Annotated in this window: 24 protein-coding genes, 1 tRNA gene and 1 other RNA gene; 21 read left to right on the top strand and 5 right to left on the bottom strand. The window is 62.8% G+C overall.

Going from position 1 to position 23,769, the window contains the following annotated elements; translation table 11 throughout:
* Positions 1 to 11 precede the first annotated feature (11 nt).
* Both LUA85_RS11670 and LUA85_RS11665 read left to right on the top strand, forming a co-directional pair.
* On the top strand, positions 12 to 1,025 hold the full coding sequence (locus LUA85_RS11670; protein WP_231469904.1) for a polyprenyl synthetase family protein: 1,014 nt from the start codon (positions 12 to 14) through the stop codon (positions 1,023 to 1,025).
* A 165-nt stretch (positions 1,026 to 1,190) separates the two neighbouring features.
* Positions 1,191 to 1,619, top strand: a complete 429-nt coding sequence (locus LUA85_RS11665; RefSeq protein ID WP_231469902.1) for a hypothetical protein — start codon at positions 1,191 to 1,193, stop codon at positions 1,617 to 1,619.
* Here LUA85_RS11665 and LUA85_RS11660 read toward each other — a convergent pair whose 3' ends face one another.
* A complete protein-coding gene (locus tag LUA85_RS11660; protein WP_231469900.1) occupies positions 1,620 to 1,766 on the bottom strand; it encodes a hypothetical protein in 147 nt (48 codons plus the stop codon).
* An 81-nt stretch (positions 1,767 to 1,847) separates the two neighbouring features.
* Here LUA85_RS11660 and hrpB point away from each other — a divergent pair, with 81 nt between their 5' ends.
* The 6 genes from hrpB (at position 1,848) to LUA85_RS11630 (ending at position 8,198) form a co-directional block, all read left to right on the top strand.
* Positions 1,848 to 4,361 (top strand): ATP-dependent helicase HrpB, encoded by a 2,514-nt coding sequence (hrpB, locus tag LUA85_RS11655; protein ID WP_231469898.1) that lies wholly within the window; start codon positions 1,848 to 1,850, stop codon positions 4,359 to 4,361.
* Between the two features lie 67 nt (positions 4,362 to 4,428).
* Complete coding sequence (locus LUA85_RS11650; RefSeq protein WP_231469895.1) at positions 4,429 to 4,707, top strand: ETC complex I subunit; 279 nt, start codon at positions 4,429 to 4,431, stop codon at positions 4,705 to 4,707.
* Positions 4,708 to 4,794: 87 nt separating this feature from the next.
* Positions 4,795 to 4,889, top strand: an RNA gene (gene ffs / locus LUA85_RS11645) — signal recognition particle sRNA small type.
* 64 nt (positions 4,890 to 4,953) lie between these two features.
* The gene (locus tag LUA85_RS11640; RefSeq protein WP_231469893.1) at positions 4,954 to 6,798 is read left to right on the top strand and encodes a DNA polymerase III subunit gamma/tau; all 1,845 of its coding nucleotides are present in this window, start codon (positions 4,954 to 4,956) and stop codon (positions 6,796 to 6,798) included.
* Complete coding sequence (locus LUA85_RS11635) at positions 6,795 to 7,130, top strand: YbaB/EbfC family nucleoid-associated protein (protein ID WP_231469891.1); 336 nt, start codon at positions 6,795 to 6,797, stop codon at positions 7,128 to 7,130. The genes LUA85_RS11640 and LUA85_RS11635 overlap by 4 nt, the downstream gene beginning before the upstream one ends.
* A 42-nt stretch (positions 7,131 to 7,172) precedes the next feature.
* Complete coding sequence (locus LUA85_RS11630) at positions 7,173 to 8,198, top strand: VacJ family lipoprotein (protein WP_231469889.1); 1,026 nt, start codon at positions 7,173 to 7,175, stop codon at positions 8,196 to 8,198.
* Positions 8,199 to 8,204: 6 nt separating this feature from the next.
* Here the strand turns inward: LUA85_RS11630 and LUA85_RS11625 are convergent, their stop codons facing one another.
* A complete protein-coding gene (locus LUA85_RS11625) occupies positions 8,205 to 9,239 on the bottom strand; it encodes a hypothetical protein (RefSeq protein WP_231469886.1) in 1,035 nt (344 codons plus the stop codon).
* 211 nt (positions 9,240 to 9,450) lie between these two features.
* On the opposite strand from LUA85_RS11625, the gene lon reads away from it, so the two are divergent.
* Positions 9,451 to 11,856, top strand: a complete 2,406-nt coding sequence (gene lon / locus LUA85_RS11620) for an endopeptidase La (protein ID WP_231469884.1) — start codon at positions 9,451 to 9,453, stop codon at positions 11,854 to 11,856.
* A gap of 204 nt (positions 11,857 to 12,060) precedes the next feature.
* A complete protein-coding gene (locus tag LUA85_RS11615; RefSeq protein ID WP_231469882.1) occupies positions 12,061 to 12,333 on the top strand; it encodes an HU family DNA-binding protein in 273 nt (90 codons plus the stop codon).
* Positions 12,334 to 12,454: 121 nt separating this feature from the next.
* Here LUA85_RS11615 and LUA85_RS11610 read toward each other — a convergent pair whose 3' ends face one another.
* Complete coding sequence (locus tag LUA85_RS11610) at positions 12,455 to 13,294, bottom strand: hypothetical protein (RefSeq protein ID WP_231469880.1); 840 nt, start codon at positions 13,292 to 13,294, stop codon at positions 12,455 to 12,457.
* Between the two features lie 19 nt (positions 13,295 to 13,313).
* Complete coding sequence (gene rlmB / locus LUA85_RS11605; protein WP_231469878.1) at positions 13,314 to 14,132, bottom strand: 23S rRNA (guanosine(2251)-2'-O)-methyltransferase RlmB; 819 nt, start codon at positions 14,130 to 14,132, stop codon at positions 13,314 to 13,316.
* Positions 14,133 to 14,303: 171 nt separating this feature from the next.
* Here rlmB and LUA85_RS11600 point away from each other — a divergent pair.
* The 3 genes from LUA85_RS11600 (at position 14,304) to LUA85_RS11590 (ending at position 16,106) form a co-directional block, all read left to right on the top strand.
* A tRNA-Tyr gene (locus LUA85_RS11600) sits at positions 14,304 to 14,389 on the top strand.
* A 128-nt stretch (positions 14,390 to 14,517) separates the two neighbouring features.
* On the top strand, positions 14,518 to 15,267 hold the full coding sequence (locus LUA85_RS11595; RefSeq protein WP_231469876.1) for a phosphatidylserine decarboxylase: 750 nt from the start codon (positions 14,518 to 14,520) through the stop codon (positions 15,265 to 15,267).
* Positions 15,264 to 16,106 carry a phosphatidylcholine/phosphatidylserine synthase gene (locus LUA85_RS11590; protein WP_231469874.1) on the top strand — a complete coding sequence of 281 codons (843 nt, stop codon included), beginning with the start codon at positions 15,264 to 15,266 and terminating at the stop codon, positions 16,104 to 16,106. Before LUA85_RS11595 ends, LUA85_RS11590 begins: the two co-directional genes overlap by 4 nt.
* Here LUA85_RS11590 and LUA85_RS11585 read toward each other — a convergent pair.
* Positions 16,054 to 16,332: a hypothetical protein gene (locus LUA85_RS11585; protein WP_231469872.1), complete on the bottom strand. Its 279-nt coding sequence runs from the start codon at positions 16,330 to 16,332 to the stop codon at positions 16,054 to 16,056. The genes LUA85_RS11590 and LUA85_RS11585 overlap by 53 nt on opposite strands.
* A gap of 432 nt (positions 16,333 to 16,764) precedes the next feature.
* On the opposite strand from LUA85_RS11585, the gene rpsB reads away from it, so the two are divergent.
* The 8 genes from rpsB to rseP all read left to right on the top strand — a co-directional run bounded on the left by rpsB (position 16,765) and on the right by rseP (position 23,742).
* Positions 16,765 to 17,523 carry a 30S ribosomal protein S2 gene (gene rpsB / locus LUA85_RS11580; protein WP_231469870.1) on the top strand — a complete coding sequence of 253 codons (759 nt, stop codon included), beginning with the start codon at positions 16,765 to 16,767 and terminating at the stop codon, positions 17,521 to 17,523.
* 121 nt (positions 17,524 to 17,644) lie between these two features.
* On the top strand, positions 17,645 to 18,571 hold the full coding sequence (tsf, locus tag LUA85_RS11575; protein ID WP_231469868.1) for a translation elongation factor Ts: 927 nt from the start codon (positions 17,645 to 17,647) through the stop codon (positions 18,569 to 18,571).
* A 158-nt stretch (positions 18,572 to 18,729) separates the two neighbouring features.
* The gene (gene pyrH / locus LUA85_RS11570) at positions 18,730 to 19,452 is read left to right on the top strand and encodes a UMP kinase (protein ID WP_231469866.1); all 723 of its coding nucleotides are present in this window, start codon (positions 18,730 to 18,732) and stop codon (positions 19,450 to 19,452) included.
* A gap of 3 nt (positions 19,453 to 19,455) precedes the next feature.
* The gene (frr, locus tag LUA85_RS11565; RefSeq protein ID WP_231469864.1) at positions 19,456 to 20,013 is read left to right on the top strand and encodes a ribosome recycling factor; all 558 of its coding nucleotides are present in this window, start codon (positions 19,456 to 19,458) and stop codon (positions 20,011 to 20,013) included.
* A 65-nt stretch (positions 20,014 to 20,078) separates the two neighbouring features.
* On the top strand, positions 20,079 to 20,723 hold the full coding sequence (gene uppS / locus LUA85_RS11560) for a polyprenyl diphosphate synthase (RefSeq protein WP_231471852.1): 645 nt from the start codon (positions 20,079 to 20,081) through the stop codon (positions 20,721 to 20,723).
* A complete protein-coding gene (locus LUA85_RS11555; protein WP_231469862.1) occupies positions 20,713 to 21,459 on the top strand; it encodes a phosphatidate cytidylyltransferase in 747 nt (248 codons plus the stop codon). The genes uppS and LUA85_RS11555 overlap by 11 nt, the downstream gene beginning before the upstream one ends.
* Positions 21,460 to 21,463: 4 nt before the next feature.
* On the top strand, positions 21,464 to 22,621 hold the full coding sequence (locus tag LUA85_RS11550) for a 1-deoxy-D-xylulose-5-phosphate reductoisomerase (RefSeq protein WP_231469860.1): 1,158 nt from the start codon (positions 21,464 to 21,466) through the stop codon (positions 22,619 to 22,621).
* 5 nt (positions 22,622 to 22,626) lie between these two features.
* Positions 22,627 to 23,742, top strand: coding sequence for an RIP metalloprotease RseP (gene rseP, locus LUA85_RS11545; RefSeq protein WP_231471851.1), 1,116 nt, complete (start codon positions 22,627 to 22,629; stop codon positions 23,740 to 23,742).
* Positions 23,743 to 23,769 lie beyond the last annotated feature (27 nt).

The raw sequence follows: 23,769 nt of genomic DNA, 5'->3' as shown, positions 1-23,769 counted from the left end.
GGTGCCGTAAGATGACTGCGACCATTCACCCCCTGCCACGCAAGGCCGAACCTTCGCTTTCACCGATGATGGCGCTGGTGGCCGAAGGCATGAACAGCGTCAACGCGGTGATCCTCGAACGGATGCAATCGCGCATCCCGCTGATCCCGACGTTGGCCGGGCACCTTATCGCAGGCGGGGGCAAGCGCATGCGCCCGATGCTGACGCTCGCCAGTGCATCGTTGCTGGGCTACGGCGGCAGCCGCCACTACAAGCTGGCCGCAGCGGTCGAATTCATTCACACCGCCACCTTGCTGCACGATGATGTTGTCGACGGTTCGGACATGCGGCGCGGCAAGAAGACCGCGAACATCGTTTACGGCAATCCCGCCACGGTGCTTGTCGGCGATTTCCTGTTCAGCCGCAGCTTCGAACTGATGGTCGAGGACGGCTCGCTGAAGGTGCTGCGCATCCTGTCCAATGCTTCGGCGGTGATTTCCGAAGGCGAGGTCGATCAACTGGTCGCCCAGCGCCAGATCGGTACGACCGAGGAAATGTATCTCGACATCATCGCGGCCAAGACAGCAGCGCTGTTTTCAGCCGCTTGCCGCATTGCGGCGGTGGTGGCTGAACGGCCTGAAGCCGATGAACTGGCGCTCAATTCCTATGGCCGGAACCTTGGCATCGCGTTCCAGCTGGCGGACGATGCGATCGATTATGATTCCGACGCTGCCGAAATGGGCAAGGATCAGGGGGATGATTTCCGAGAAGGCAAGATGACCCTGCCGGTGATCCTTGCCTATGCGCGGGGCAACGCCGATGAGCGCGCCTTCTGGCAGCAGGCTATTGCGGGTGATCGTTCTTCGGATGCGGACCTTGCCCACGCGATTGGGCTGATTCACAGGCACGATGCCGTGAATGCCACCCGCGAACGGGCACGTATGTATGCCCAGCGCGCGATCGACGCCATTGCAGGCTTCGCCGACAGCGCTGCAAAGTCGGCCATGACCGAAGCTGCCGAGTTTGCCGTCTCGCGAAGGTTCTGAACCGGCTGCTTGACATCGCCGCGGCGCGTGCGAGGATTTGCCGTGATTTTGGAGTGACATGGCATGGTGAACTTGCAGGCTGACCGACGCAGCGCTCTGCTTTGTCCCTGCCGCATTGTCCTGTGGGGCAGTGCCCTGCTTGCGTTGCTGTCTCCATTGGTAGCCATGCAGTTTTCCGGTGAGGTCAATTGGTCTGGCGGCGATTTTGCGGCTGCGGCGCTGCTGTTCGGCATGGCAGGCGGTGCGGTTGAACTTGCGATCTGTTCCCGCCGCAAGCCTGCCTATCGTGCAGGCGCATGCCTTGCGGTATTTGCCGCCTTGCTGCTTGTCGCGGCCAATCTGGCCGTCGGGATCGCCGGTTCCGAAAGCGATCCGGCGAATGGGTGGTTCATGGCGGTTCCGCTGGTTGGCATCGTGGGCGCTGTACGCGCGCGTTTGCGCGCGCAGGGCATGATGATAACCATGCTGGCCATGGCCGCCATGCAGATGGTGGCAGCCGTGATGGCTGGCTGGACGATCGATGTCATTGCCGCGACGGTCGGTTTTGGCACCTGCTGGCTTGTGGCAGCGGGGTTGTTCCGCCGCGCCACCTGATCATTTGCGGCGGCCGAAACGCCGCCATAGCCAGTAGCAACTGCCGCCGCACACTGCGCCGACGCCAAGAATGCCCGCGCCGATAATCGCCCCGCTGAACAGGATGCCGGTGGTCAGCGCCACCACGAATTCCAGCGTGGTCTTCATGTGTATCGCCTTATCGCAGCCACCCCGCATTGCGAAGCTGGTCGTTGCCATGCGGGCGATATTCCCCGTAAGGCGAGTCGCGTGAGCGACCTGCCGATCCACGCTGTCCTGCCAGACCTGCTTGCCGTACTGCGCGAGCGTTCAAGCGCCGTGCTGATAGCACCGCCGGGGGCGGGCAAGACGACCGCCGTTGCGCCCGCGCTGCTGGGCGCGCCGTGGTGCACGGGGCAGGTCATCGTGCTTTCGCCCCGCCGCGTGGCTGCGCGCGCTGCTGCCGAACGCATGGCCGAACTTCTGGGCGAGGAGGCAGGCGACACCATCGGTTATATTACCCGGCTTGATGCCCGGCGTTCCGCGAAAACGCGGGTGCTGGTGATGACCGAGGCGATCTTCGTCGCCACGATCCTGGCCGATCCCGAACTTTCGGGCGTTTCGGCCGTGCTGTTCGATGAAGCGCATGAGCGCCATCTCGACAGTGATCTGGGGCTTGCGCTGGCGATAGAGGCGCAGGGCGTGTTGCGCGAGGATCTGCGGATCGTGGTGATGTCCGCCACCATCGACGGGTCGCGCTTTGCCGCGCTGATGGACGGCGCCCCGGTGATCGAGAGCCAGGGCAAGGCGCATCCGCTGACGATCAGGTGGCTGGGCGCGCGGCCCGATGTGAAGATCGAACCGGCGATGGCATCGGCCATCCAGACGGCGTGGCGCGAGGAACGCGGCGATATCCTCGCCTTCCTGCCCGGCGTTGCGCAGATCGAACGGACCTTGGCGCTGCTGGAGGAGCGCTTGCCGTCTGCGCTGGTGCTGCCGCTGCACGGACAGGTTGAACCTGCGGCGCAGCGCACGGCCATCCGGCGCGATGCGCAGGGCCGCCGCAGGATCGTGCTGGCCACCAGCATCGCCGAAACGTCGCTGACATTGGACGGCGTGTCGGTGGTGGTCGATGCCGGGCTTTCGCGCCGGGCGGAATTCGACAAGGCGGCAGGCGTGACCCGGCTGATCACGACCCGCGCCAGCCAGGCTTCGGCCGCGCAGCGCGCAGGCCGCGCCGCACGTCAGGGACCGGGCGTGGCTTATCGGTTGTGGGAAGAAGCCGCGCATGCGGGCCGTCCCGCCTTCGATCCGCCCGAAGTGATGACCAGCGATCTTGCGCCGCTTGCGCTTACGCTGGCGCAGTGGGGTGCGGGCGAGGTTGCCGCCATGGCATGGCTCGATCCGCCGCCTGTGCCGGCAATGACGACAGCGCGGGCGGCACTGGCGGCGCTGGGCGCGCTTGACCGCGAAGGCCGGATCACCCCGCACGGGCGGGCCATGGCACGGCTGCCGATGGAACCGGCGCTGGCGCACATGCTGCTGTTTGCGGCAGAGCGTGGGCAGGCGGTCGAGGCGGCGCGGTTGGCGTTGCTGCTACAGGAACGCGGCCTTGGTGGGCGGGGCGAGGATCTGGGGGGCAGGCTGGATCGCTGGGCGGGCGAGCGCGGAAGCCGGGCAGAAACCTCGCGCAAGCTGGCTGCACGTTGGGCGGATGTGGCGGCGCGGGTGCTTCGACAAGCTCAGCATGAGCGGTTGGGGGACAGGCAAGCCAAAGGCCAAAACCCCGCTCGTCCTGAGCCTGTCGAAGGACGCTTCGCCGAAGTGCCGACCGGCATCCTGCTCGCGGAAGCATTTCCCGACCGGATCGCGCGAGCGCGGGGGGCATCTGGCGAGGAATGGCTTGCGTCGGGCGGGCGCGGCTACCGGCTGGATCCGGCATCGCCGCTCGCTACGGCGAAGTGGCTGGTGATCGGCGATGCGCAGGGTGAGGCCAAGGGCGCACGGATCACAGCGGCGTTGGCGCTGGATGAAGCGGAGGTGTTGCGCCACCTTTCGCATCGGATAGGGGAGCGGCATTCGCTGTCATGGAATGCAGGCGAGGGACGGATGGAGGCGCGGCTGGAGCGGCGACTGGGCGCTATCGTGCTGGCCCGCGTACCCGATCCCAAACCCGATCCAGCAAACGTCACCGCACTGCTGATTGCCCAGGTGCGCGAAGACGGACTGGGCCTGCTGCCGCTGGGTGATGGCGCGAAGGCGCTGATCGAGCGGGCAGGCTATGCGGGGCTTGAGGCGCTTTCGGAACCGGCGCTGCTCGCTTCGCTGGAAGAATGGCTCGCGCCGTTGCTGGCAGGGCGGCGCGATCTGAACGTGAGTGCGGGCAAGCTGCACGACGCGCTGCTTTCGCGGCTGGACTGGAATGATCAGCAGGAACTGGAACGACTGGCTCCGGCGGAATTCCGTTCTCCGGCGGGCACCACTCATGCCATCGACTATGCCCACGAAGGCGGGCCGTGTGTGGAACTGCGTGTGCAGGCGCTGTTCGGGATTGACCGGCACCCCTGCGTGGGCCAGCCGCCGCGCCCCTTGCTGCTTTCGCTTACCAGCCCCGGCAGCAAGCCGATCCAGACCACGGCCGATCTGCCGGGCTTCTGGCGCGGATCGTGGAAGGACGTGTGCAAGGACATGAAGGGCCGCTATCCGCGCCACCGCTGGCCGGATGAGCCGTGGACCGAAGACCCCAGCCTCAAGACCAAGAATGCGTTCAACCGTTCGCGCTGAGGATCACAGAAGGAAAGGGCGATTCCCCTACTTGATTCCGGCGGCGATTCGACGCAGTGCAACATCCATGTCAGCACGCATCTATCAGCGCCCGAAAAACGCCATGCAGTCCGGCAAGGCCCGGACCAGCGACTGGCTGCTCGAATTCGAAGCATCGGAGGCCAAGCGCCCCGATCCGCTGATGGGCTGGGCAGGATCGGGCGATACCCAGCAGCAGGTCGTGCTCAAGTTCGAAACCTGTGACGATGCGCAGGCCTATGCCGCGCGCTATGGCATCGATGCCCACGTGATCCCGACCCCCGTGCGCAAGCTCAAGCTGCAAAGCTACGCCGACAACTTCCGTTGATCGATCGTCCGGCCTGAAGGGTTGGACAAACCTTGCACCCCGGCCTGAAGGGCTGGACAAACTTTGCGACCCTCGCCATATGCCGCCTTGGGAGTCGGTCGGACGCTTGCGTCCGCCAACCTGGTCAGGTCCGGAAGGAAGCAGCCACAACGGTTTGCGGCGGGTCGGCCGGCTCCTATTTCCTTTTCCACCCATAACGCTGCGTCCCCTTCGACAAGGGCGGCGCGACTTCCTACATAGGACGCGATGGGCGATTCACCTGACATGTTCGGCGGCGAGCCGGAAGACGACGAAACGGGACCTAGCAAGCAGGAGCTTGAGGCTGCCGGGCAGTCCTCGATGTTCGGCGACCCCGCGCCGGTCCCGGTAGCGCCTGCCGCACCGCCGCCCGTTTCAGCGCCAATGCCTTCACCGCCAAAGCCTGCACCAGCAACTGCGGCACCCGCAGTCCAGCCCTATCGTGTGTTGGCGCGCAAATATCGTTCGCAGACTTTTGCCGAACTGATCGGGCAGGACGCGATGGTCCAGACGCTGGCCAATGCGATCCGACGTGACCGGCTGGCCCATGCCTTCCTGATGACCGGTGTGCGCGGGGTGGGCAAGACTTCCACCGCGCGCCTGATCGCCAAGGCGCTGAACTGTATCGGACCGGACGGGCAGGGCGGGCCGACGATCGATCCTTGCGGGCAGTGCGAACCCTGCATCGCCATCGCCGAGGGCCGTCATATCGACGTGATCGAGATGGACGCCGCTTCGAACACCGGCGTCGATGACGTGCGCGAGATCATCGAGGCGGTGCGCTATGCCGCCGTTTCGGCGCGCTACAAGATCTACATCATCGACGAAGTTCACATGCTGTCGCGCAACGCATTCAATGCCTTGCTCAAGACACTTGAGGAACCGCCCGCGCATGTGAAGTTCCTGTTCGCCACGACCGAGGTGGACAAGCTGCCGGTCACGGTGCTGTCGCGTTGCCAGCGGTTCGACCTGAAGCGGATTCCGGCGCCGTTGCTCGCCAGCCACTTCGGCATGATCTGCGAAAAGGAGGGCGTAGAGGCCGATTCCGAGGCGCTTGCCATGGTCGCCGCAGCCGCCGAAGGTTCGGTGCGCGATGGCCTGTCGATACTCGATCAGGCGATCAGCCACGCGGATCTTGTTGGCAGCGACGATGGGCGTACGCATGTTTCGGCCGATCAGGTCCGCCAGATGCTCGGCCTTGCCGACAAGACCATGCAGCGCCGTCTGCTTGAAGCGGTTCTTTCGGGCAAGGGTGGGGCGGTCCTTGAAGAAGTTGCGCAGCAATATGCGCTGGGAATCGAACCCATCGCGATGATGCGCGCGCAAATGGATGTGGTCCACCGCATTACGGTGACTCAGATCGGCGGGATTGGACCCGACGTACGATCGGCCGAGGAGCGCGAGGCGCTGGAGCGGTGGGCCAAGGTGCTGGCGGCAGGGCAATTGCACCGGCTGTGGCAGTTGCTGCTCAAGGGCTACGAGGAAGTGAAGACTGCACCCGATCCGCTGGTGGCGGCGCAGATGGCGCTCCTGCGCGTGATGCATGCGGCCGATATGCCCGATCCGGGCGGATTGGTGCGCAAGCTTGAGGAACTGTCTTCGCGCCCGGCCGTTGCCATGCAGGTTCCGGTCGATGGAAACGGGTCTTCAGGCGAAGTCGCCCATTCAGCGCCCGCTCAGGTTGCGCAAGTCAATTGGGAAACGCTGGTCGAGAAGGTCGAGCACGTTTCGCCCCTGATCGGTTCTACGATGCGGCTGGGCATTCGTATCGTAGAGTTGAAGCATGGTGTTCTGCGCTATCAGTTGGCGCCCGGTTTGCCGGGTGATCCGGGCGCAGATATCCGGCGCGCCTTGAACCACGTGACAGGCGATGTCTGGACCGTGGAGCAGGCAGAAGGTGAGGCCGCCCCAAGCCTTGAAGAGATCAAGGCGGCAAAGGTTGCGGCAGAAGCTGCGGCGATGAGGCAGGACCCGCTGGTCAAGGCGGCACTGGAAGCCTTTCCGGGCGCGGTGATCGTTGATGAAGAAAGCTCGCGAGAGCACGAAAAGAGACCTTGGAGCAAACGCGCATGAAGTCGATGGAAGAGATGATCCAGGCCGCCCAGGCAGCCGCGCAGACCATCCAGAAGCAAATGGAAGATGCTCAGGCGACGCTTGATTCCATCGAGGTCGAAGGCCTCGCCGGTGGCGGACTGGTGCGTATCCGCGCTTCGGCCAAGGGCAGGGTGATCGGCGTGTCCATCGATGACAGCCTGCTCGTGCCTGCCGACAAGGGCATTCTCGAAGACCTTGTTGCGGCAGCGTTCAACGATGCGCGCGGCAAGGCAGATGCCGCCGCCGCAGAGGAAATGCAGAAAGTGCAGATGGCCGCTGGCATTCCGCCCGGCTTCAAGCTGCCGTTCTGATCGGCTGGACCGAACCGGACCGGCGCAAAAGGGAATGCTGCATTGAGTTTGACTGTTCTTGCTGGCGCGGCGCTGATGGTGACCGCTGCTGTTCCTGTGGCGGAAATCGCGCCTCAGGAAGTGGCCACACCATCCGCCGCTGATCCCGTCGCGCCTTCTGTTCCGGCGCCGCCAGCAGCTACTATCGTCCTGCCGACACTCGTCCCTGCAAATCCCGCTGCCAACCCGCCTGCGCCGTCGCTTGACGAAATCAGCCAGCCTGCCGATCAGGGCATCGTTGTTTCGGGTGAGCGGACCCCGGCGCAGGACCCGATGCAGGCGGTCAATCAGGCGTCCTATGACGCGGTTCAGGCAGTCGACGGCGCGGTGATCGCGCCCATTGCCATGCAATATGAAAAAGCCGTGCCAGCCCCGGTTCGCAAGGGCCTGCGCAATTTTTTGGTGAATCTTACAGAGCCGATCGTTGCACTCAACTTCCTCTTGCAGATGAAGCCGGGCAAGGCGCTTGAAACGCTTGGCCGCTTTGCCATCAATTCGACCGTCGGAGTGGCGGGTCTGATCGACGTTGCCAAAAGCAAGCCGTTCAACCTGCCTTACCGGCGCAACGGGTTTGCCTATACCTTCGGCTATTATGGCATCGGGCCGGGACCGTATATGTTCCTGCCGCTGGTCGGACCAACGACGCTGCGCGACGTGGTGGGGCTGGGGCTGGACCGTTTCCTGATGCCGTTCGCAGTGGGCGGGCCTCTCAGGCATCCAGCCTATGTCTATGGCGGATTCGTGGTTCGCTCGCTTGATGATCGCGTGGAGAACGATGCGCTGTTCAAACGCATAGACGAGGAATCCAATCCTTACGCGTCCTATCGCCAGTTTTATCTCAAGACGCGGCAGGCCGAGATCGACGCGCTGAAGGGCAAGGCCGATTTCCAGCAGGAAGGGACGATCGTGCTGCCGCCGGTTACAGTTGTTCCCGTTATGGCACCGGAGCCGCCGCAGCGACCTGCCACGGTTTTCGTTTCGCAGCCCGTGGTTCAATCGCTGCCCGCAGGCTATGCGCCGCCGCGCTGATTGCGCTCAGCTTTCCAGCAACAGCGAGTAATCGCGGAGCATCTCCCACGCCTTGACCGGTGAGAGCATCAGCAGATCGTCGCTTTCCACGCCGCACAGGCGCTTGAGCATCTGCGCCACTGTGCCAGCGTTGCCGGGACTCATGCCGTAAGTCGAAACGAGTACTTCAGGACCATGCGACAGGCTGTTTTCGAACAGCAGATCGACATTCTGCGGCTGGAAACCGAAGCCGAGGAAGGCCAGCCGTTTCGCTCCGGCAACGGCAAGGCGCACGTCGCGCACGGCGCTGCGGTCCGCGCTGCGTTCGTTCAGCGATTTGAGCTGTGCGGCGATGGCATGGATGTTCCACGGCTGCTCCACCCCCCATTCCGCCTGAGGTGCTTCGCCCGTCTGCCAGGGCAGCCGACCGATGCAGCCGTGGGGATGGATGATGTTCAGCTTTTCGGCGATGACCGCCTGCGCTTCCTTGAGATCAATACCATAGGCCATGACCAGCGCGAACGGCAGGAAATGTTCGACCGAGCGATCGTAATTGAAATTGATGATCGTGATCTGCTCAAGCGTCTGGCCGATCTTGCTGCGGGGAACGCCCGATGTGATCAACTGCCCCAGTTGGTAGATCCAGTATTCGGCCACCTTGCCCTGCAACGGCAGTTCCCCCGGCACCCGCGGCACATCGCGCAAACTGGCGCGAGATTCGGCCTGTCCCATGAAATAGGTGATTGCCAGCTTCCCGCAGGATACGACCATCGCATCGTGATCGTACTGCTCAAGCACGGAATCGATGGAGCGGCCCAGCCTGCAGGCGTTGCGCAACCGTTCGGCGGCGGCGGCCACCTGCTCGACAGCTTTGCCTGCGCGTTCGGCCAGCTTGTAGATATTGCGGAGCAGCAACTGACCATCGCGCGTGGACGTCTCGCCCGCCGTCCGCTGGAAATCATACCCCTGTATGATCCGCGCGAGCAGTTCGCCATTGCTGGGAAACTGCAATTCCGCGCTGGCGCCAGCACCTACGATCAGGGTTGTCCGTGTTCGCAGCATGCAATCTTGCGGTCCTCGCAAAGGTCTCAAGTCTTCCCTTGCGGGATCATACCTAATATCCGGTTTACGGTTTCCCCATCGCCTGCGTCCGCATCATGGCCGGGTTGATCCACAAGGGAAGTGCGCAAAGCCATTGCGGCGGCCGCAAGCCACCCCCATATTTGAACCAAGCCTCAGGCGGTGTGCCTGGAACGACGGAAACGAAGTGCCCATGAATCTTTATCCCCTGCTTCCCTTGCGTGACATCGTGGTGTTTCCCGGCATGGTGGTGCCGCTGTTCGTCGGACGCGAAAAATCGGTGTCGGCGCTTGAGGCGGCAATGGCCGGCAACAAGGATATTTTCCTGCTCGCGCAGCTCGATCCCGGCTGCGACGATCCCGATCGCGATGACCTGTACGAAACCGGGGTGATCGCCTCGGTCCTGCAATTGCTGAAGCTGCCCGATGGCACGGTGCGCGTGCTGGTCGAAGGCAAGGACCGCGCCACGTTGCATGACCTGCGCGAAGAGACCACGGCACAGGGCGCGATGCTTGTGGCGCAAGTCGAGCAGCTTGAACCTGTCGTGGCGACGGGCACCGAGATTTCGGCGATGATGCGTTCGGTCGTCGATCAGTTTGCCGAATATGCCAAGCTTTCGAAGAAGCTGCCGCAGGATGCGGGTGGCCAGCTTGGCGATATCGACGATGCTGGAAAGCTGGCGGATTCGGCAGCGGCCAATCTTGCCGCCAAAGTCGCGGACAAACAGGCGGTCCTGTCTGAATCCGATCCGCTCAAGCGGCTGGAAATGGTGCTTTCCTTCATGGAAGGCGAACTGGGTGTGCTCCAGGTGGAGCGCAAGATCCGTGGCCGCGTGAAGCGCCAGATGGAAAAGACCCAGCGCGAATATTACCTCAACGAACAATTGAAGGCGATCCAGTCGGAACTGGGCGGCGGCGATGATGGCGAAGCCAACGAAATCGCCGAATTGCAGGAGAAGATCGACAAGCTCAAACTGTCGAAGGAAGCCAAGACCAAGGCAAACGCCGAGCTTAAGAAGCTCAAGGGCATGCAGCCGATGAGCGCCGAGGCGACCGTGATTCGCAATTACCTCGATGTTCTGCTGGGCCTGCCCTGGGGCAAGAAGAGCAAGCTGAAGCGCGATCTGCCAGCCGCGCAGTCAGTGCTCGATGCCGATCACTATGCGCTCGACAAGGTCAAGGACCGGATCATCGAGTATCTTGCGGTGCAGGCGCGCACCAACAAGCTGAAGGGACCGATCTTGTGCCTTGTTGGCCCTCCGGGCGTGGGCAAGACCTCGCTTGGCAAGTCGATCGCCAAGGCGACCGGTCGCGAATTCGTGCGCCAGTCATTGGGCGGTGTGCGTGACGAGGCCGAAATTCGTGGTCACCGTCGCACTTACATCGGCTCGCTGCCTGGCAAGATCGTTACCAACCTGCGCAAGGCCGGTACGTCGAACCCGTTGTTCCTGCTCGATGAAATCGACAAGCTGGGCCAGGATTTCCGCGGCGATCCGGCATCGGCGCTGCTCGAAGTGCTTGATCCCGAACAGAACGCCAAGTTCCAGGATCATTATCTCGAACTGGATTTCGATCTTTCGGACGTGATGTTCGTTTGCACCGCGAACAGCCTGAACCTGCCGCAGGCGCTGCTCGATCGCATGGAGATCATCCGGCTCGAAGGCTATACCGAGGACGAAAAGGTCCAGATCGCCGAACGTCACCTGATCGCCAAGCAGGTGGAAGCCCATGGTCTCAAGAAGGGTGAGTTCGAACTGACGCACGAGGCGTTACGCGACCTGATCCGGTACTACACCCGCGAGGCCGGCGTACGCACACTGGAGCGCGAAGTGGCGCGGCTTGCGCGCAAATCGCTGCGCCAGATTCTCGAAGGCAAGGCCGGGACGGTTACCGTTACGCCCGAAAATCTCGATGAGTTTGCCGGTGTGCGCAAGTTCCGCCACGGTGTTTCCGATGAGGAAAACCAGGTCGGGGCGGTAACCGGTCTTGCATGGACCGAAGTCGGCGGCGAATTGCTGACCATTGAAAGCGTGACGGTGCCGGGCAAAGGCGCGGTCAAGACCACCGGCAAGCTGGGTGAAGTGATGAGCGAGGGCGTGCAGATGGCCTTCAGCTTCGTCAAGGCGCGCAGCCCTGCCTATGGCATCAAGCCTTCGATCTTCCAGCGCAAGGACCTGCACATCCATTTACCCGAAGGCGCGGTGCCAAAGGACGGGCCGAGCGCGGGCATCGGCATGGTCACCGCGATGGTTTCCACGCTGACCGGCATCCCGGTGCGCGCCGACATCGCGATGACCGGCGAGGTCACCTTGCGCGGACGGGTGCTGGCCATCGGCGGCCTGAAGGAAAAGCTGCTGGCGGCACTGCGGGGGGGTATCAAGACGGTGCTGATCCCTGAAGAAAACCGCAAGGACCTTGCTGAAATTCCGGCAAATATTAAAGAAGGTCTTGAAATCATTCCCGTTTCGCATGTGGATGAAGTTCTGGCCCATGCGTTGACGGCCCCCTACCAGCCGATTGAGTGGACCGAGGCCGACGATCTGTCCACGCAACCGGGCCATCCGGTGGCAGCGCCCGGATCATCGCATACCGCACACTGAGCGTTTTTGATTGACCGTTGCGCGCGGAGCACTGGTTGCGCGCGCAACGGCTTTCTTTCCCAAACCGCCTGTTTCCGGGCCATATCGAAGCCAGTTCGTCGCATTTGCCTTTGACAACAGGGACTTTCTCCGCTCTCTTCCGGCCCACCCGAAAGGCGAGTCAAACCCAACCTTTCCCAAGAAAAGATGTAGGGGGTTCCGCGAATGAACAAGAACGATCTGATCGGCTCGGTTGCCGATGTCAGTGGCCTGACCAAAGGCGATGCGACCAAGGCGGTCGAAGCTGTTTTCGAATGTATTTCCGGTGCACTGACGAAGGGCGATGAAGTTCGCCTGGTAGGCTTTGGCACGTTTTCCGTAGCCAAGCGCAAGGCATCGACCGGTCGCAACCCGCGCACGGGCGAACCGATGTCGATCAAGGCATCGTCGCAGCCCAAATTCAAGGCTGGCAAGGGTCTCAAGGACGCCGTCAACTGACCGGCGACCCGTTTGGCCTGCTTGTGTGCTGGCCTGCCGGATGAATGAGACTGAATCGCTGAAATCAAAAGGACCGCGCCAGCATCAGACTGGCGCGGTCCTTTTTTATCCTCGGCGCTTTTCAGGGTGTGATCCGCACCAGCGCGGTCGGCGCCGCTGCCGTGCGGGCGTTGACCTTCCATTCGAGCTTGCGGCCGCCGGGTGCAGCCACGGGGCCTTCATCGGTATTGTTCGCCAATATTTCGCCATCGGTGATCAGCGTCAGCACCCCGTCCAGCGTTGGCATGCCATCGGCGCCCGATTTCTCGCTCGCCGAAGCTGCTGCCATACCCATCATCGGCGAAGACGTTGCAGACGAGCTGAAGGCGGGGGCATCGATCCGTACGGTTCCATCGCTCCGGCGGATCAGCGACACGAACGGCGTGATCATCGGAAACTTTTCGATCGTCGGGAAAGTGAAGTCGTGATCGAGCTTGCCGGTGATCGCATATTCGACTTCAAACCGGCCGTCGCCCTTGTCGATCACCGATTTCCAGCCCCGTTGACGGCGCAGGCGCTCGGCGAATTCCTGCGCAGCGCGTGGATCGGACGGATCGATGCCGCCAAGCATCGATTTCATCATCGCCTCTTCTGACTTCTTCTTTTCGGCGGCGTCGGCGCGGGACGCGGCAAGGCCTTCTTCCCACTGCCGCTTCTGCTCGGTGATTTCCTCAGAAGAACATTCGCGTTCTTCGCCGGATTGCTCGCCATAGCAAGTGGACGGCTCGAATGCGGCATTGCCCTGGCTCTTGCTGCGCTCCTCGGCGGCCATTTTCGATAGGGCGAGCAAATGGATCTCGCCCTTGTAGGCATAGCTGAACGTACCGTCACGGCGCAGCACGAGGTCGGAGGCGAACTTGCCGGGCAGAAGCATGCATGCCCCCAGCAGCAGCACCGCCAACATGGCTCCCAACCGACGCATTATGCCCCTCCCGCCGAAATCACGCCTCGCGCGTATAGACCGCATATAGCGCGATTGCCGCCGCGTTCGAAACGTTAAGGCTCTCGATCGCCGATGCCATGGGCAGGCGGGCCACCGCATCGCAATGCTGCGCCACGTTGTGGCGCAGGCCTTCGCCTTCGGCTCCCAGCACGATCACGACAGGCCCGGTAGGCAGGGCGGACGGGAACACCGCCTTGCCATCGCCATCCAGCCCGATCCGCCAGTAGCCTTCTTCGGCCATGCGTTCGAGTACGCGGGCAAGATTGACCACGCGCACCCATGGCACGGTTTCAAGCGCGCCCGACGCAGCTTTGGCGAGTGTGCCCGATTCGGGTGGGGAATTGCGGTCCTGCGTTATCAGCGCGGCCACATCGAACGCGGCGCATGACCGCAGGATCGCACCGACGTTGTGCGGATCAGTCACCGAATCGAGCACGACGATGGTGCGGCCTTCCGATTCGTCGAGAATATCGTCGAGCGCGATATCGTCGAGCGGAAGGCATTCGAGCACCAGTCCCTGATGCGGGGCATCCTTGGGCACCAGGCGGCCAAGGTCAGCCGCCTGCGCATATTCCACCGGCAGGGTGGGTGGCAATTCGGCGTCGTTATCGTCCAGCAACTGCTGGATGGCTTCACGTGTGCCCGACAGCTTCTTGCAATCGCGGTTGGGGTTGGTCAGCGCCGCTTCGATGGCATGGCGTCCCCACAGGCGGACGGTGCCACCACCACCGCTGCGGCCAGAACCACGCCCGTGCTTGTTGCGTGCTTCGCGGCCGCGCAGGGACTTGCCCTTGGGTTGATCGTTGTTGCGGGGCATGAGGCACCTTTTCTTGGACGTGTCAGGAAATTTCGTGTCGCGCATGCCAGCCTGACCATTGACAGGCAAGTCTCGCTTCGCCAAAGGGACCGCCTCTCGGCCGGACGGTCTCTTCGGAGATCATCAAATCGGGGCTCCTTCACAGGAATCCCGCACCGGCAACACTGGTGTGGACAGGTGGCCGAGTGGTTAATGGCAGCAGACTGTAAATCTGCCCGCGAGAGCGTACGGTGGTTCGAATCCACCCCTGTCCACCACCGCCGCCCAATATGTCGCAGCCCGTTCAGGGCGATTGTCCATGTTGGCGTCGAGGCTTGTGGCGCGGCATCTTCCGTTCGGCGCAAGTTTGCTTGTCGCATCGGGTGGCAGGCCCTAGATGGGGCGCATGTCTGGAGAAATACTCGATAACCGCGGTCGTGGCACCGCCGGGTGGTCATGGCCATCCATCCACCCCGAAGGTCGCAAATTCGGCCTGATCGCAGCAGCGCTCAGCGCTGGCGCAGCGTTCATGGCATGGGAGACGCTTGCCTGGCCGCTGGCGTTCTTGACGCTGGGCGTACTGGCGTTTTTCCGCGATCCCGTGCGCGTCACGCCGCGCGATGACCGCTTTGTCGTCGCGCCTGCCGACGGGCTGATCACGCTGATTCAGAAAGTGCCGCCCCCGCGCGAATTGTGCGCCGACGATGGCAGCGGCGTACGCGGGATGAGCGATGCGCCGGTAACGCGTGTCTCGATCTTCATGTCGGTGTTTGACGTCCACATCAATCGCTCACCCATCGCAGGCACCATCCGCCGCGTGGTCTATATTCCCGGCAAGTTCCTCAATGCCGATCTCGACAAGGCAAGCGAAGAGAACGAGCGCCAGCATTTCCTGGTGGAGCGCGGTGACGGCACCCAGATCGGGTTTACCCAGATCGCCGGGCTGGTCGCGCGCCGCATCGTGCCGTTCGTCAAGGGCGGCGATATCGTTGCGGTTGGCCAGCGTGTCGGCCTGATCCGGTTCGGCAGCCGCGTCGATGTCTATCTGCCGGCGGGCACCGAACCCAAGGTCCTGATGGGCCAGAAGACCATCGCAGGCGAGACGGTCCTTGCCGAAATCGGCAATGCGCCGATGATCGAGGGTGTCGCACAGTGAGCTATCCGGGCGAATTCGAGCCTGCGCGTCGTGGCGGTCTACCTGGCGGGCTGACGCTGCGGGCGATGACGCCCAACGCGATCACTACGGCGGCTCTGTGTTCGGGGCTTACCGGCATCCGCTTTGCAGTTACCGCCGCATCGGGCACCGATCCGGTGCTGGTAGCCGAAGACTGGCGCAAGGCCGTGGCGGCGGTGATCATCGCCGGCCTGCTGGATGGCATCGATGGACGCATTGCCCGCCTGCTCAAGGCACAATCGCGCTTTGGTGCCGAACTGGACAGTCTTGCCGACAACGTATCGTTTGGGGTTGCGCCTGCGCTTATCCTGTTTTTGTGGTCGTTGCAGGACGCGCCGCGCATCGGATGGTTTGCGGCGCTGGCCGTTGCCATTGCCTGTGCGCTCCGGCTGGCCCGATTCAACGCGCGGATCGATGTGGAAGAGCAGCCGCACAAGTCCGCCGGTTTCCTCACCGGCATTCCGGCGCCGGTTGCGGCGGGCCTGGCATTCCTGCCGCTTTATCTATGGATCGCCACGGACAATCCGGTATTCCGCCTGCCGATCGTGGTCGGCCCATGGCTGGTGCTGATCGCTTTCCTGATGATCTCGAACATCGCGACGCTCAGCTGGACATCACTGCGGCCACGGCGGAGCGTTCGGCTCGAACTGATCGCTCTGGTCGGCCTGGTAATTGCGGCGCTCCTCACTGAGCCATGGCTGACTCTGGTCGGAATCTGCGTTGTCTACCTGCTGTTCCTGCCGGTCGGCGTCATTCGCTACGCCCGTGTCAAGCGGCAGCGCGCAGCGAGCCTGCGGACCGCGCCGCCTCCGATCGCTTGAGCGACCGGCGCGACGTCCTGCGCACTTGCTGATCGGCCGCTGTGCGCGGGGCAGGGCGTTCTATGCAGGTCACATGCACCAGAAATTCGCGGTCCTGTTGCAGCGAGCGATAATCCGCCAGAAGCGCAGCGATCTGTCTGCGTCGTCCCTTCATCGTCACGAAAACGGCGGCTATCGCAAAACTTGCGGCAGCGGCGAAGACGAGCGTCGAGAGAAGTGCGAGCATGGCGCGTGTCCTTAGCGTTTCTTTCCGTCAGCCTGATCCCGTTAACTTTTTGGAAAGGCCTGTGGAAAACTTGTGGATTGCGGTATTGTTCCTGAGACCGAGGATTGATTCGGTTATGGAACTAATGTTCACTCTTTGTTCCAATCCGTCAAGCATCATTCTGCTGGCGTCGATGCAATTTTGGCGGACGGACCGCAAAAATTGCTGATCCACTGCGGTGCAATCTTGCGTTGGAACTTTCTGGCTTTGCAATTCAGCTCTGGATTTCCGCAGCGCGCCGGTCTAAGGGCCGCGCCGTCGAAGGATTCTGCGGGCATGGTGTTCGCAGACGAAAACGGCAATCCACACGGGAAGCATATTCACCGGTGCCGACAGCGGGATCTCCGCAACGGTTCCAGCTTCCCGGAGGCATAACCGGAAAGGAATTTCTCTATGGCGGCACCAGTCGTCACGATGCACCAGCTCATCGAAGCAGGCGCACACTTCGGTCACCAGACGCACCGCTGGAACCCGCGCATGAAGCCGTACATCTTCGGCGCGCGCAACGGCATCCACATCCTCGATCTGTCGCAGTCGGTTCCGCTGATGGCACGTGCGCTCGAATTCATCGCGGCCACCGTCCAGAACGGCGGCAAGGTCCTGTTCGTCGGCACCAAGCGCCAGGCGCAGGAGCCTATTGCACAGGCTGCGCGCGCTTCGGGCCAGCACTATGTCAACCATCGCTGGCTGGGCGGCATGCTCACCAACTGGAAGACCATTTCGGGTTCGATCAAGCGCTTCAAGGCGCTGGAAGAGCAGCTTTCGGGTGACACCACCGGCCTGACCAAGAAGGAAGTCCTCCAGCTGACGCGCGAACGCGACAAGTTCGAGCTGTCGCTGGGCGGCATCCGCGACATGGGCGGCATTCCCGACGTGATGTTCGTGATCGACGCGAACAAGGAAGAACTGGCGATCAAGGAAGCCAACGTCCTGGGTATTCCGGTCGTTGCGATCCTCGATTCGAACGTCTCGCCCGAAGGCATTGCGTTCCCCATCCCGGCAAACGACGACGCAAGCCGCGCCATCCGCCTGTACTGCGAAGCCGTGGCTGCTGCCGCGACGCGCGGCGGCCGTGACGCTGCAATCGCTTCGGGCGCTGACATCGGCGCGATGGCTGAGCCGCTGGCCGAAGAAGCCACTGCCGAGGCCTGATCTGGATGACGCGTGACGGTGCATGAAGCCACGCACCGTCACGCAATTGTCCCGGATGTGAATTACGGGCCGCGGCACTTGCTGCGGCCTTCCCCGTTTTCAAGAATAAAGGATCAACGCGATGGCTTATACTGCCGCTGACGTGAAGAACCTGCGCGAGCGTACTGGCGCCGGCATGATGGACTGCAAGAAGGCGCTTGAAGAGGCCGGTGGCGATTTCGAAGCCGCGGTCGATGCGCTGCGCTCCAAGGGGCTTGCCGCTGCCGCCAAGAAATCGAGCCGCACCGCTGCCGAAGGTCTCGTCGGCGTTGCCGTTTCGGGCACCAAGGGCGTGGCTGTCGAGGTCAACTCGGAAACCGATTTCGTCGCGAAGAACGACCAGTTCCAGGACTTCGTGCGCAAGGCGACCGAAGTTGCGCTGACGACCGGCGTGACCGAAGTCGAAGCGCTCAAGGCCGCGGCCTATCCCGATGGCGGAACCGTTTCGGACAAGCTGACCAACAACGTCGCGACCATCGGTGAAAACCAGCAGTTGCGCCGCATCAAGCACGTTGGCGTCACCAGTGGCGTGGTCGTGCCTTACATGCACAATGCAGCCGCTCCCAACCTCGGCAAGATCGGCGTGCTCGTCGCGCTTGAATCCGAAGCGGATGCCGGCGTTCTTGAAGCGCTGGGCAAGCAGATCGCGATGCACATCGCTGCTGCTTTCCCGCAGGCGCTGACCGCCGAAGGTCTCGACGCCGAACTGATCGCGCGCGAGCGCAAGATCGCGGCTGAAAAAGCTGCCGAAAGCGGCAAGCCTGCCGAAGTCCAGGCCAAGATGGTTGACGGTGCCGTCGCCAAGTACGCCAAGGAAAACGCACTGCTTTCGCAGATCTTCGTGATGGACAACAAGTCGACCATCCAGCAGGTCGTCGATGCCGCCGGCAAGGAAGCCGGCACCAAGATCGCCTTGGTGGATTACGTCCGCTTCCAGCTCGGTGAAGGCATCGAGAAGGAAGAAACCGACTTCGCTGCCGAAGTGGCTGCTGCCGCCGGCATCAAGTAAGTCAGGGTTGCACCGATCCCCGCATCGGCGGGCTGCCTTTGACGGCGGCCTGCCAGTGCGGGGTTTGTTGTGCCTGAATCAAAGCCGCGCCCTTGGCACCGCCCCCTACAGGGCTATAAGGGCGGCCGAATATCACCTTTCACGAGTATGCACCTCCCATGAGCCTGCCTCCGTTCAAGCGTATCCTGCTGAAACTTTCGGGCGAAGTTCTGATGGGGGAGCAGCAGTTCGGGATCGATACGGATTATGTCGCCCGCCTTGCGCAGGAAGTGAAGGATGCGCGCGACAGCGGTCTTGAAATCTGCCTGGTGATCGGTGGCGGCAACATCTTTCGCGGCATGGCTGGCGCCGCCAAGGGCATGGACCGCGCACAGGCCGATTACATGGGCATGCTCGCCACGATCATGAACGCGCTGGCGATGCAGAACGCGCTGGAACAGATCGGCGTCGAAACCCGCGTTCAGTCGGCCATCCAGATGGACGAAGTGTGCGAGCCTGTGATCCGCCGCCGCGCCGAACGGCACCTTGAAAAGGGCCGCGTGGTCATTTTTGCCGCCGGTGTCGGCAGCCCCTATTTCACCACCGATTCAGGTGCTGCGTTGCGCGCCGCCGAAATGAAGTGCGATGCGTTGTTCAAGGGCACCAGCGTGGATGGCGTGTACAACGCCGATCCCAAGAAGGACCCGGAAGCAAAGCGTTACGATTCCGTGGATTACGACACGGTCCTGGCAGACAATCTCAAGGTCATGGACGCGAGCGCTGTGGCGCTGTGCCGTGACAACAGCATTCCGATCGTCGTCTTTTCCATCCGCGAACGGGGCAATCTCGCCCGTGTTCTGGCGGGCGGGGGCACGCAGACGGTCGTCCAGAAGGGAGCCTGAATCATGGCAAAATTTGACAAGGCCGATCTCGAACGCCGCATGAAGGGCGCTGTCGAATCGCTCAAGCATGATCTCGTCGGCCTGCGCACCGGTCGGGCGAACACCGCGCTGCTCGAACCGATCATGGTCGATGTTTATGGTCAGCACATGCCGATCACGCAGGTCGCCACGATCTCCGCGCCCGAACCGCGCATGCTGACCGTGCAGGTATGGGACAAGTCGACCATTGGGCCGGTGGAAAAGGCGATCCGTTCGGCGGGTCTGGGCCTCAACCCGATCAACGATGGCAACACCCTGCGCCTGCCGATCCCGGATCTGACCGAGGAACGCCGCAAGGAACTGGCCAAGCTTGCCAGCAAATATGCCGAAAACGCCCGCATCGCGATCCGCAATGTGCGCCGCGATGGCATGGACGCGCTCAAGGCAGATGAAAACAAGAAGGAAATTTCGGAAGACGAGCGCAAGCGCGCCGAGACCGATCTCCAGAAACTGACCGACGAAATCATCAAGCAGGCCGATGAAGCCGCTGCCGCCAAGGAAAAGGAAATCCTCGGCAAGTGACGCCGGTTACGGCCTCGGCGGGCAATGGCGGTGCCCCGTGCGGCGCGCGCCATGTCGCCATCATCATGGACGGTAATGGCCGCTGGGCCAAGAAACGCATGATGCCGCGCGCCTTCGGGCACAAGCGCGGCGTCGATACTGTCCGCGAAATTGCCCGCGCCGCGCGCGACATGGGTCTTGAAGCGCTGACGCTCTATGCGTTTTCGTCCGAGAACTGGAAGCGTCCGGCGGACGAGATTTCCGACCTGATGGGCATGTTGCGCACGTTCATCCGCAATGATCTCGATGAATTTGTGGCCAATAATGTCCGCCTGCGGATCATTGGTGATTATCAGGCACTTGCGCCCGATATCGTGGAAATGATCGAAGCTGCGATGGCGCGCACAGCGGCCAATACCGGTACGACGGTCGCCATTGCGCTCAACTATGGATCGCAGCAGGAAATCGCCCGCGCCGCCGCGCGCGCGGCCGAGAAAGGGCCGATCACGCCGGAAGCCATCGAGGCCGAACTCGATACGGCCTGTCTGCCGCCGCTCGATCTGCTGATCCGCACGTCGGGCGAAATTCGCCTTTCGAATTTCCTGCTGTGGCAGGCGGCCTATGCCGAAATGTGGTTCACCGACGTGTTGTGGCCCGATTTCACGGCAGCGCATCTGGCCGAGGCGCTGGCCCAATTCACCTCGCGTGAGAGGCGGTTCGGTGGACGTTGATCCCGTAATTGCCCCCGCGCCGGTGATCGTGCCCAGGAACCCGGATCTCAAGCTGCGCGCTGCGTCCGCAGTGGTCATGCTGGCGATTGCCGGAACCGCCTTCTGGTTTGGCGGGCTGGCGCTGGACGTGTTTGTCGCCGCTGTCGGCTTCGGCGTTTTCGTCGAGTATCTGCTGCTGGTCGGCAAGATTGCCGATACGCCTGCCAGCCTCGTGCCCAAGGTGGTGTTCGGCGCGGTCTATATCGGCTGGGCGGCCCTGGCGCTGGTGGTCATGCCAGAGCTTTTGGTGCTGGCGGTGCTTGGCCTTGTGATCTGCACCGATATCGGGGCCTATTTCACGGGGCGCGCTATTGGCGGGCCGAAGATTGCACCGCGTATCAGCCCGTCAAAAACCTGGGCAGGGCTTGCCGGTGGCATGGCGGCGGCGGGGATATGGGCTGCACTCGTCGTGCTCAGTGCCGGTTACCTGCTTTCGGCCATCGGCCCGACTGGACCGAGCCTTGCTTCCGCACTGGAAGTGGCGAACGTCGGCGTTGCAGCGCTGATCGGGGCGCTGATGGCGGTGTTCGCGCAAGCGGGGGATTTCTATGAATCCTGGCTCAAGCGGCGGGCAGGGGTTAAGGATTCGTCGCGCCTCATCCCCGGCCACGGAGGTCTGTTCGATCGCGTCGATGGGCTGTTGCCGGTAGCAATCATCGCAGGCACCGCGTGGGCGGCCTCGCAGGCAGGACTGTAACGCGATGACCCGCTCGATCACCGTCCTTGGCGCTACCGGATCGATTGGCGCCTCCACGCTCGACCTGATCCGGCGCGAACGAGACAAGTGGCGCGTCATTGCGCTCACGGCGAACGGCAATGCGATTGAACTCGCGCGGCTGGCGCGCGAATTCCAGGCGGAAATCGCGGTGGTTTCCGATGATGCCGCGCTGCCCGCGTTGCGCGAAGGCCTCGCCGGAACCACCATCGAGGCCGCCGCCGGACCCGCCGCGCTGATCGAAGCCGCTGCACGCGGTGCCGACATCACCGTTGCCGCCATCGTCGGTTGCGCAGGGCTTGCCCCGACCATGGCCGCCATCGAGCAGGGCGGCGTGATCGCACTGGCCAACAAGGAAGCGCTGGTTTCCGCAGGCGACGTGATGACCGCTGCCGTTGCCCGCCACGGCGCAACGCTGCTGCCGGTCGATTCCGAACATAACGCGATTTTCCAGTGCTTGCAGGGCAATGACATCGCGCATGTTCGCGCGATCACGCTGACGGCGAGCGGTGGCCCTTTCCGCGACTGGTCGCTGGAGCAATTGCACAAGGCCACGCCGGCAGAGGCGGTCAGGCATCCCAACTGGTCGATGGGCGCGAAGATCAGCGTCGATTCGGCCACGATGATGAACAAGGGTCTCGAATTCATCGAGGCGTTCCATCTGTTCCCGGTGGGTGTCGAGCGCCTGCGGATCATCGTCCACCCGCAATCCATCGTGCATTCGATGGTCGAATATCGCGATGGTTCGACGCTGGCGCAGCTCGGCCCGTCAGACATGCGGGTGCCCATCGCCTCGGCACTGGCGTATCCCGCGCGCATGGACACGCCGTGCAAACCGCTCGATCTTGCCGCAATCGGTCAACTGACGTTTCGCGCGCCTGACGAAACGCGATTCCCCGCGACGCGGCTTGCGCGCGCCGCCGTGATCGAAGGTGGAGCAGCGCCTGCCGTCCTCAACGCCGCCAACGAAATCGCGGTGGCTGCGTTTCTCCAAAGTCAGATTGCGTTCACGCGCATCGTGCAATCGGTGGAGGATGTGCTTTCGCATGGCCTTGCGCCTGCGCCCAACTGCCTTGCAGATGTCATCGCCATTGATGCAGAGGCGCGGGCGAGGGCGCGCGAACTGATGGAGCCTGTGCGCTAATGCCGATGCTGGAAAGCCCCGGAATCCTCACCACGTTGCTGGCTTTCATGCTGGTGCTGGGACCGCTCGTGTTCATCCATGAACTGGGGCATTACCTTGTCGGGCGGTGGTTCGGGGTGAAGGCCGATGTCTTCTCGATCGGCTTCGGCAAGGAACTGGTGGGTTGGACCGACAAGCGCGACACCCGCTGGAAGATCGCCGCGCTTCCGCTTGGCGGTTATGTGCAGTTTGCGGGCGACATGAATCCCGCCAGCCAGCCCAGCGCCGAATGGCTGGCGCTTCCGGCGGAAGAGCGCAATCGCACATTCCCGTCAAAACCGCTGTGGCAGCGTTCGCTGATCGTGCTGGCCGGGCCGGTCACCAACCTGTTGTTCGCCGTGCTGATCCTGGCAGGCTTCACGCTGGCTTATGGCAAGGTGGAAATTCCGCCGGTGATCGGGGAAGTGCAAGCCGGGTCTGCTGCCGAACGCTCTGGCCTGCGCGCCGATGACCGCGTGGTTTCCATCCGCGGCAAGGCGATGGATTCGTTTCTCGATGTGCGGATGGAAGTGGGCCAGTTCCCCGGCGATCCGCTGGAAATGGTGATCCTGCGCGAAGGCCGGCAGATCGAAATCGCCGCCACCGCTGCGGTCAAGGTCGAGAGTGACCGCTTCGGCAATACCCAGAAGATCGGTTTCCTCGGCATTGGCCCGAAATCGTTCGAAGTCGTGCGCGTCGGCCCTGTAACCGCTGTGGTCGAAGGCGTGAAACAGACCGGCGACATCATCGGCATGATGGTGACCGGCATCGGCCAGATCATCAGCGGCAAGCGCGAGGTCAAGGAGCTTGGCGGACCGATCAAGATCGCCAAGTATTCGGGCGAACAGCTGGTTTCGGGCTGGCAGGCGTTCGTCGGCTTCGTTGCGCTCATCTCGATTAACTTGGGGTTCATTAACCTCCTGCCAATCCCGGTCCTCGACGGGGGCCACCTCGCTTTCTACGCGGCGGAAGCCATTCGCAGAAAGCCGGTTGGCCAGCGCGGGCAGGAGTGGGCTTTCCGCACCGGCCTTGCGTTCGTCATGGCGCTGATGCTGTTCGTCACGATCAACGACGTGGCGTCGCTCAAGCTGTTCGGAGGGTAGCCGTCTCAGACTGACCGGTGCGGCGGT

Source organism: Novosphingobium sp. CECT 9465 (assembly GCF_920987055.1).
Lineage (GTDB): Bacteria > Pseudomonadota > Alphaproteobacteria > Sphingomonadales > Sphingomonadaceae > Novosphingobium.
Note: the sequence above shows the minus strand (reverse complement) of the source record. Positions and strands in the feature narration are given on the sequence as shown.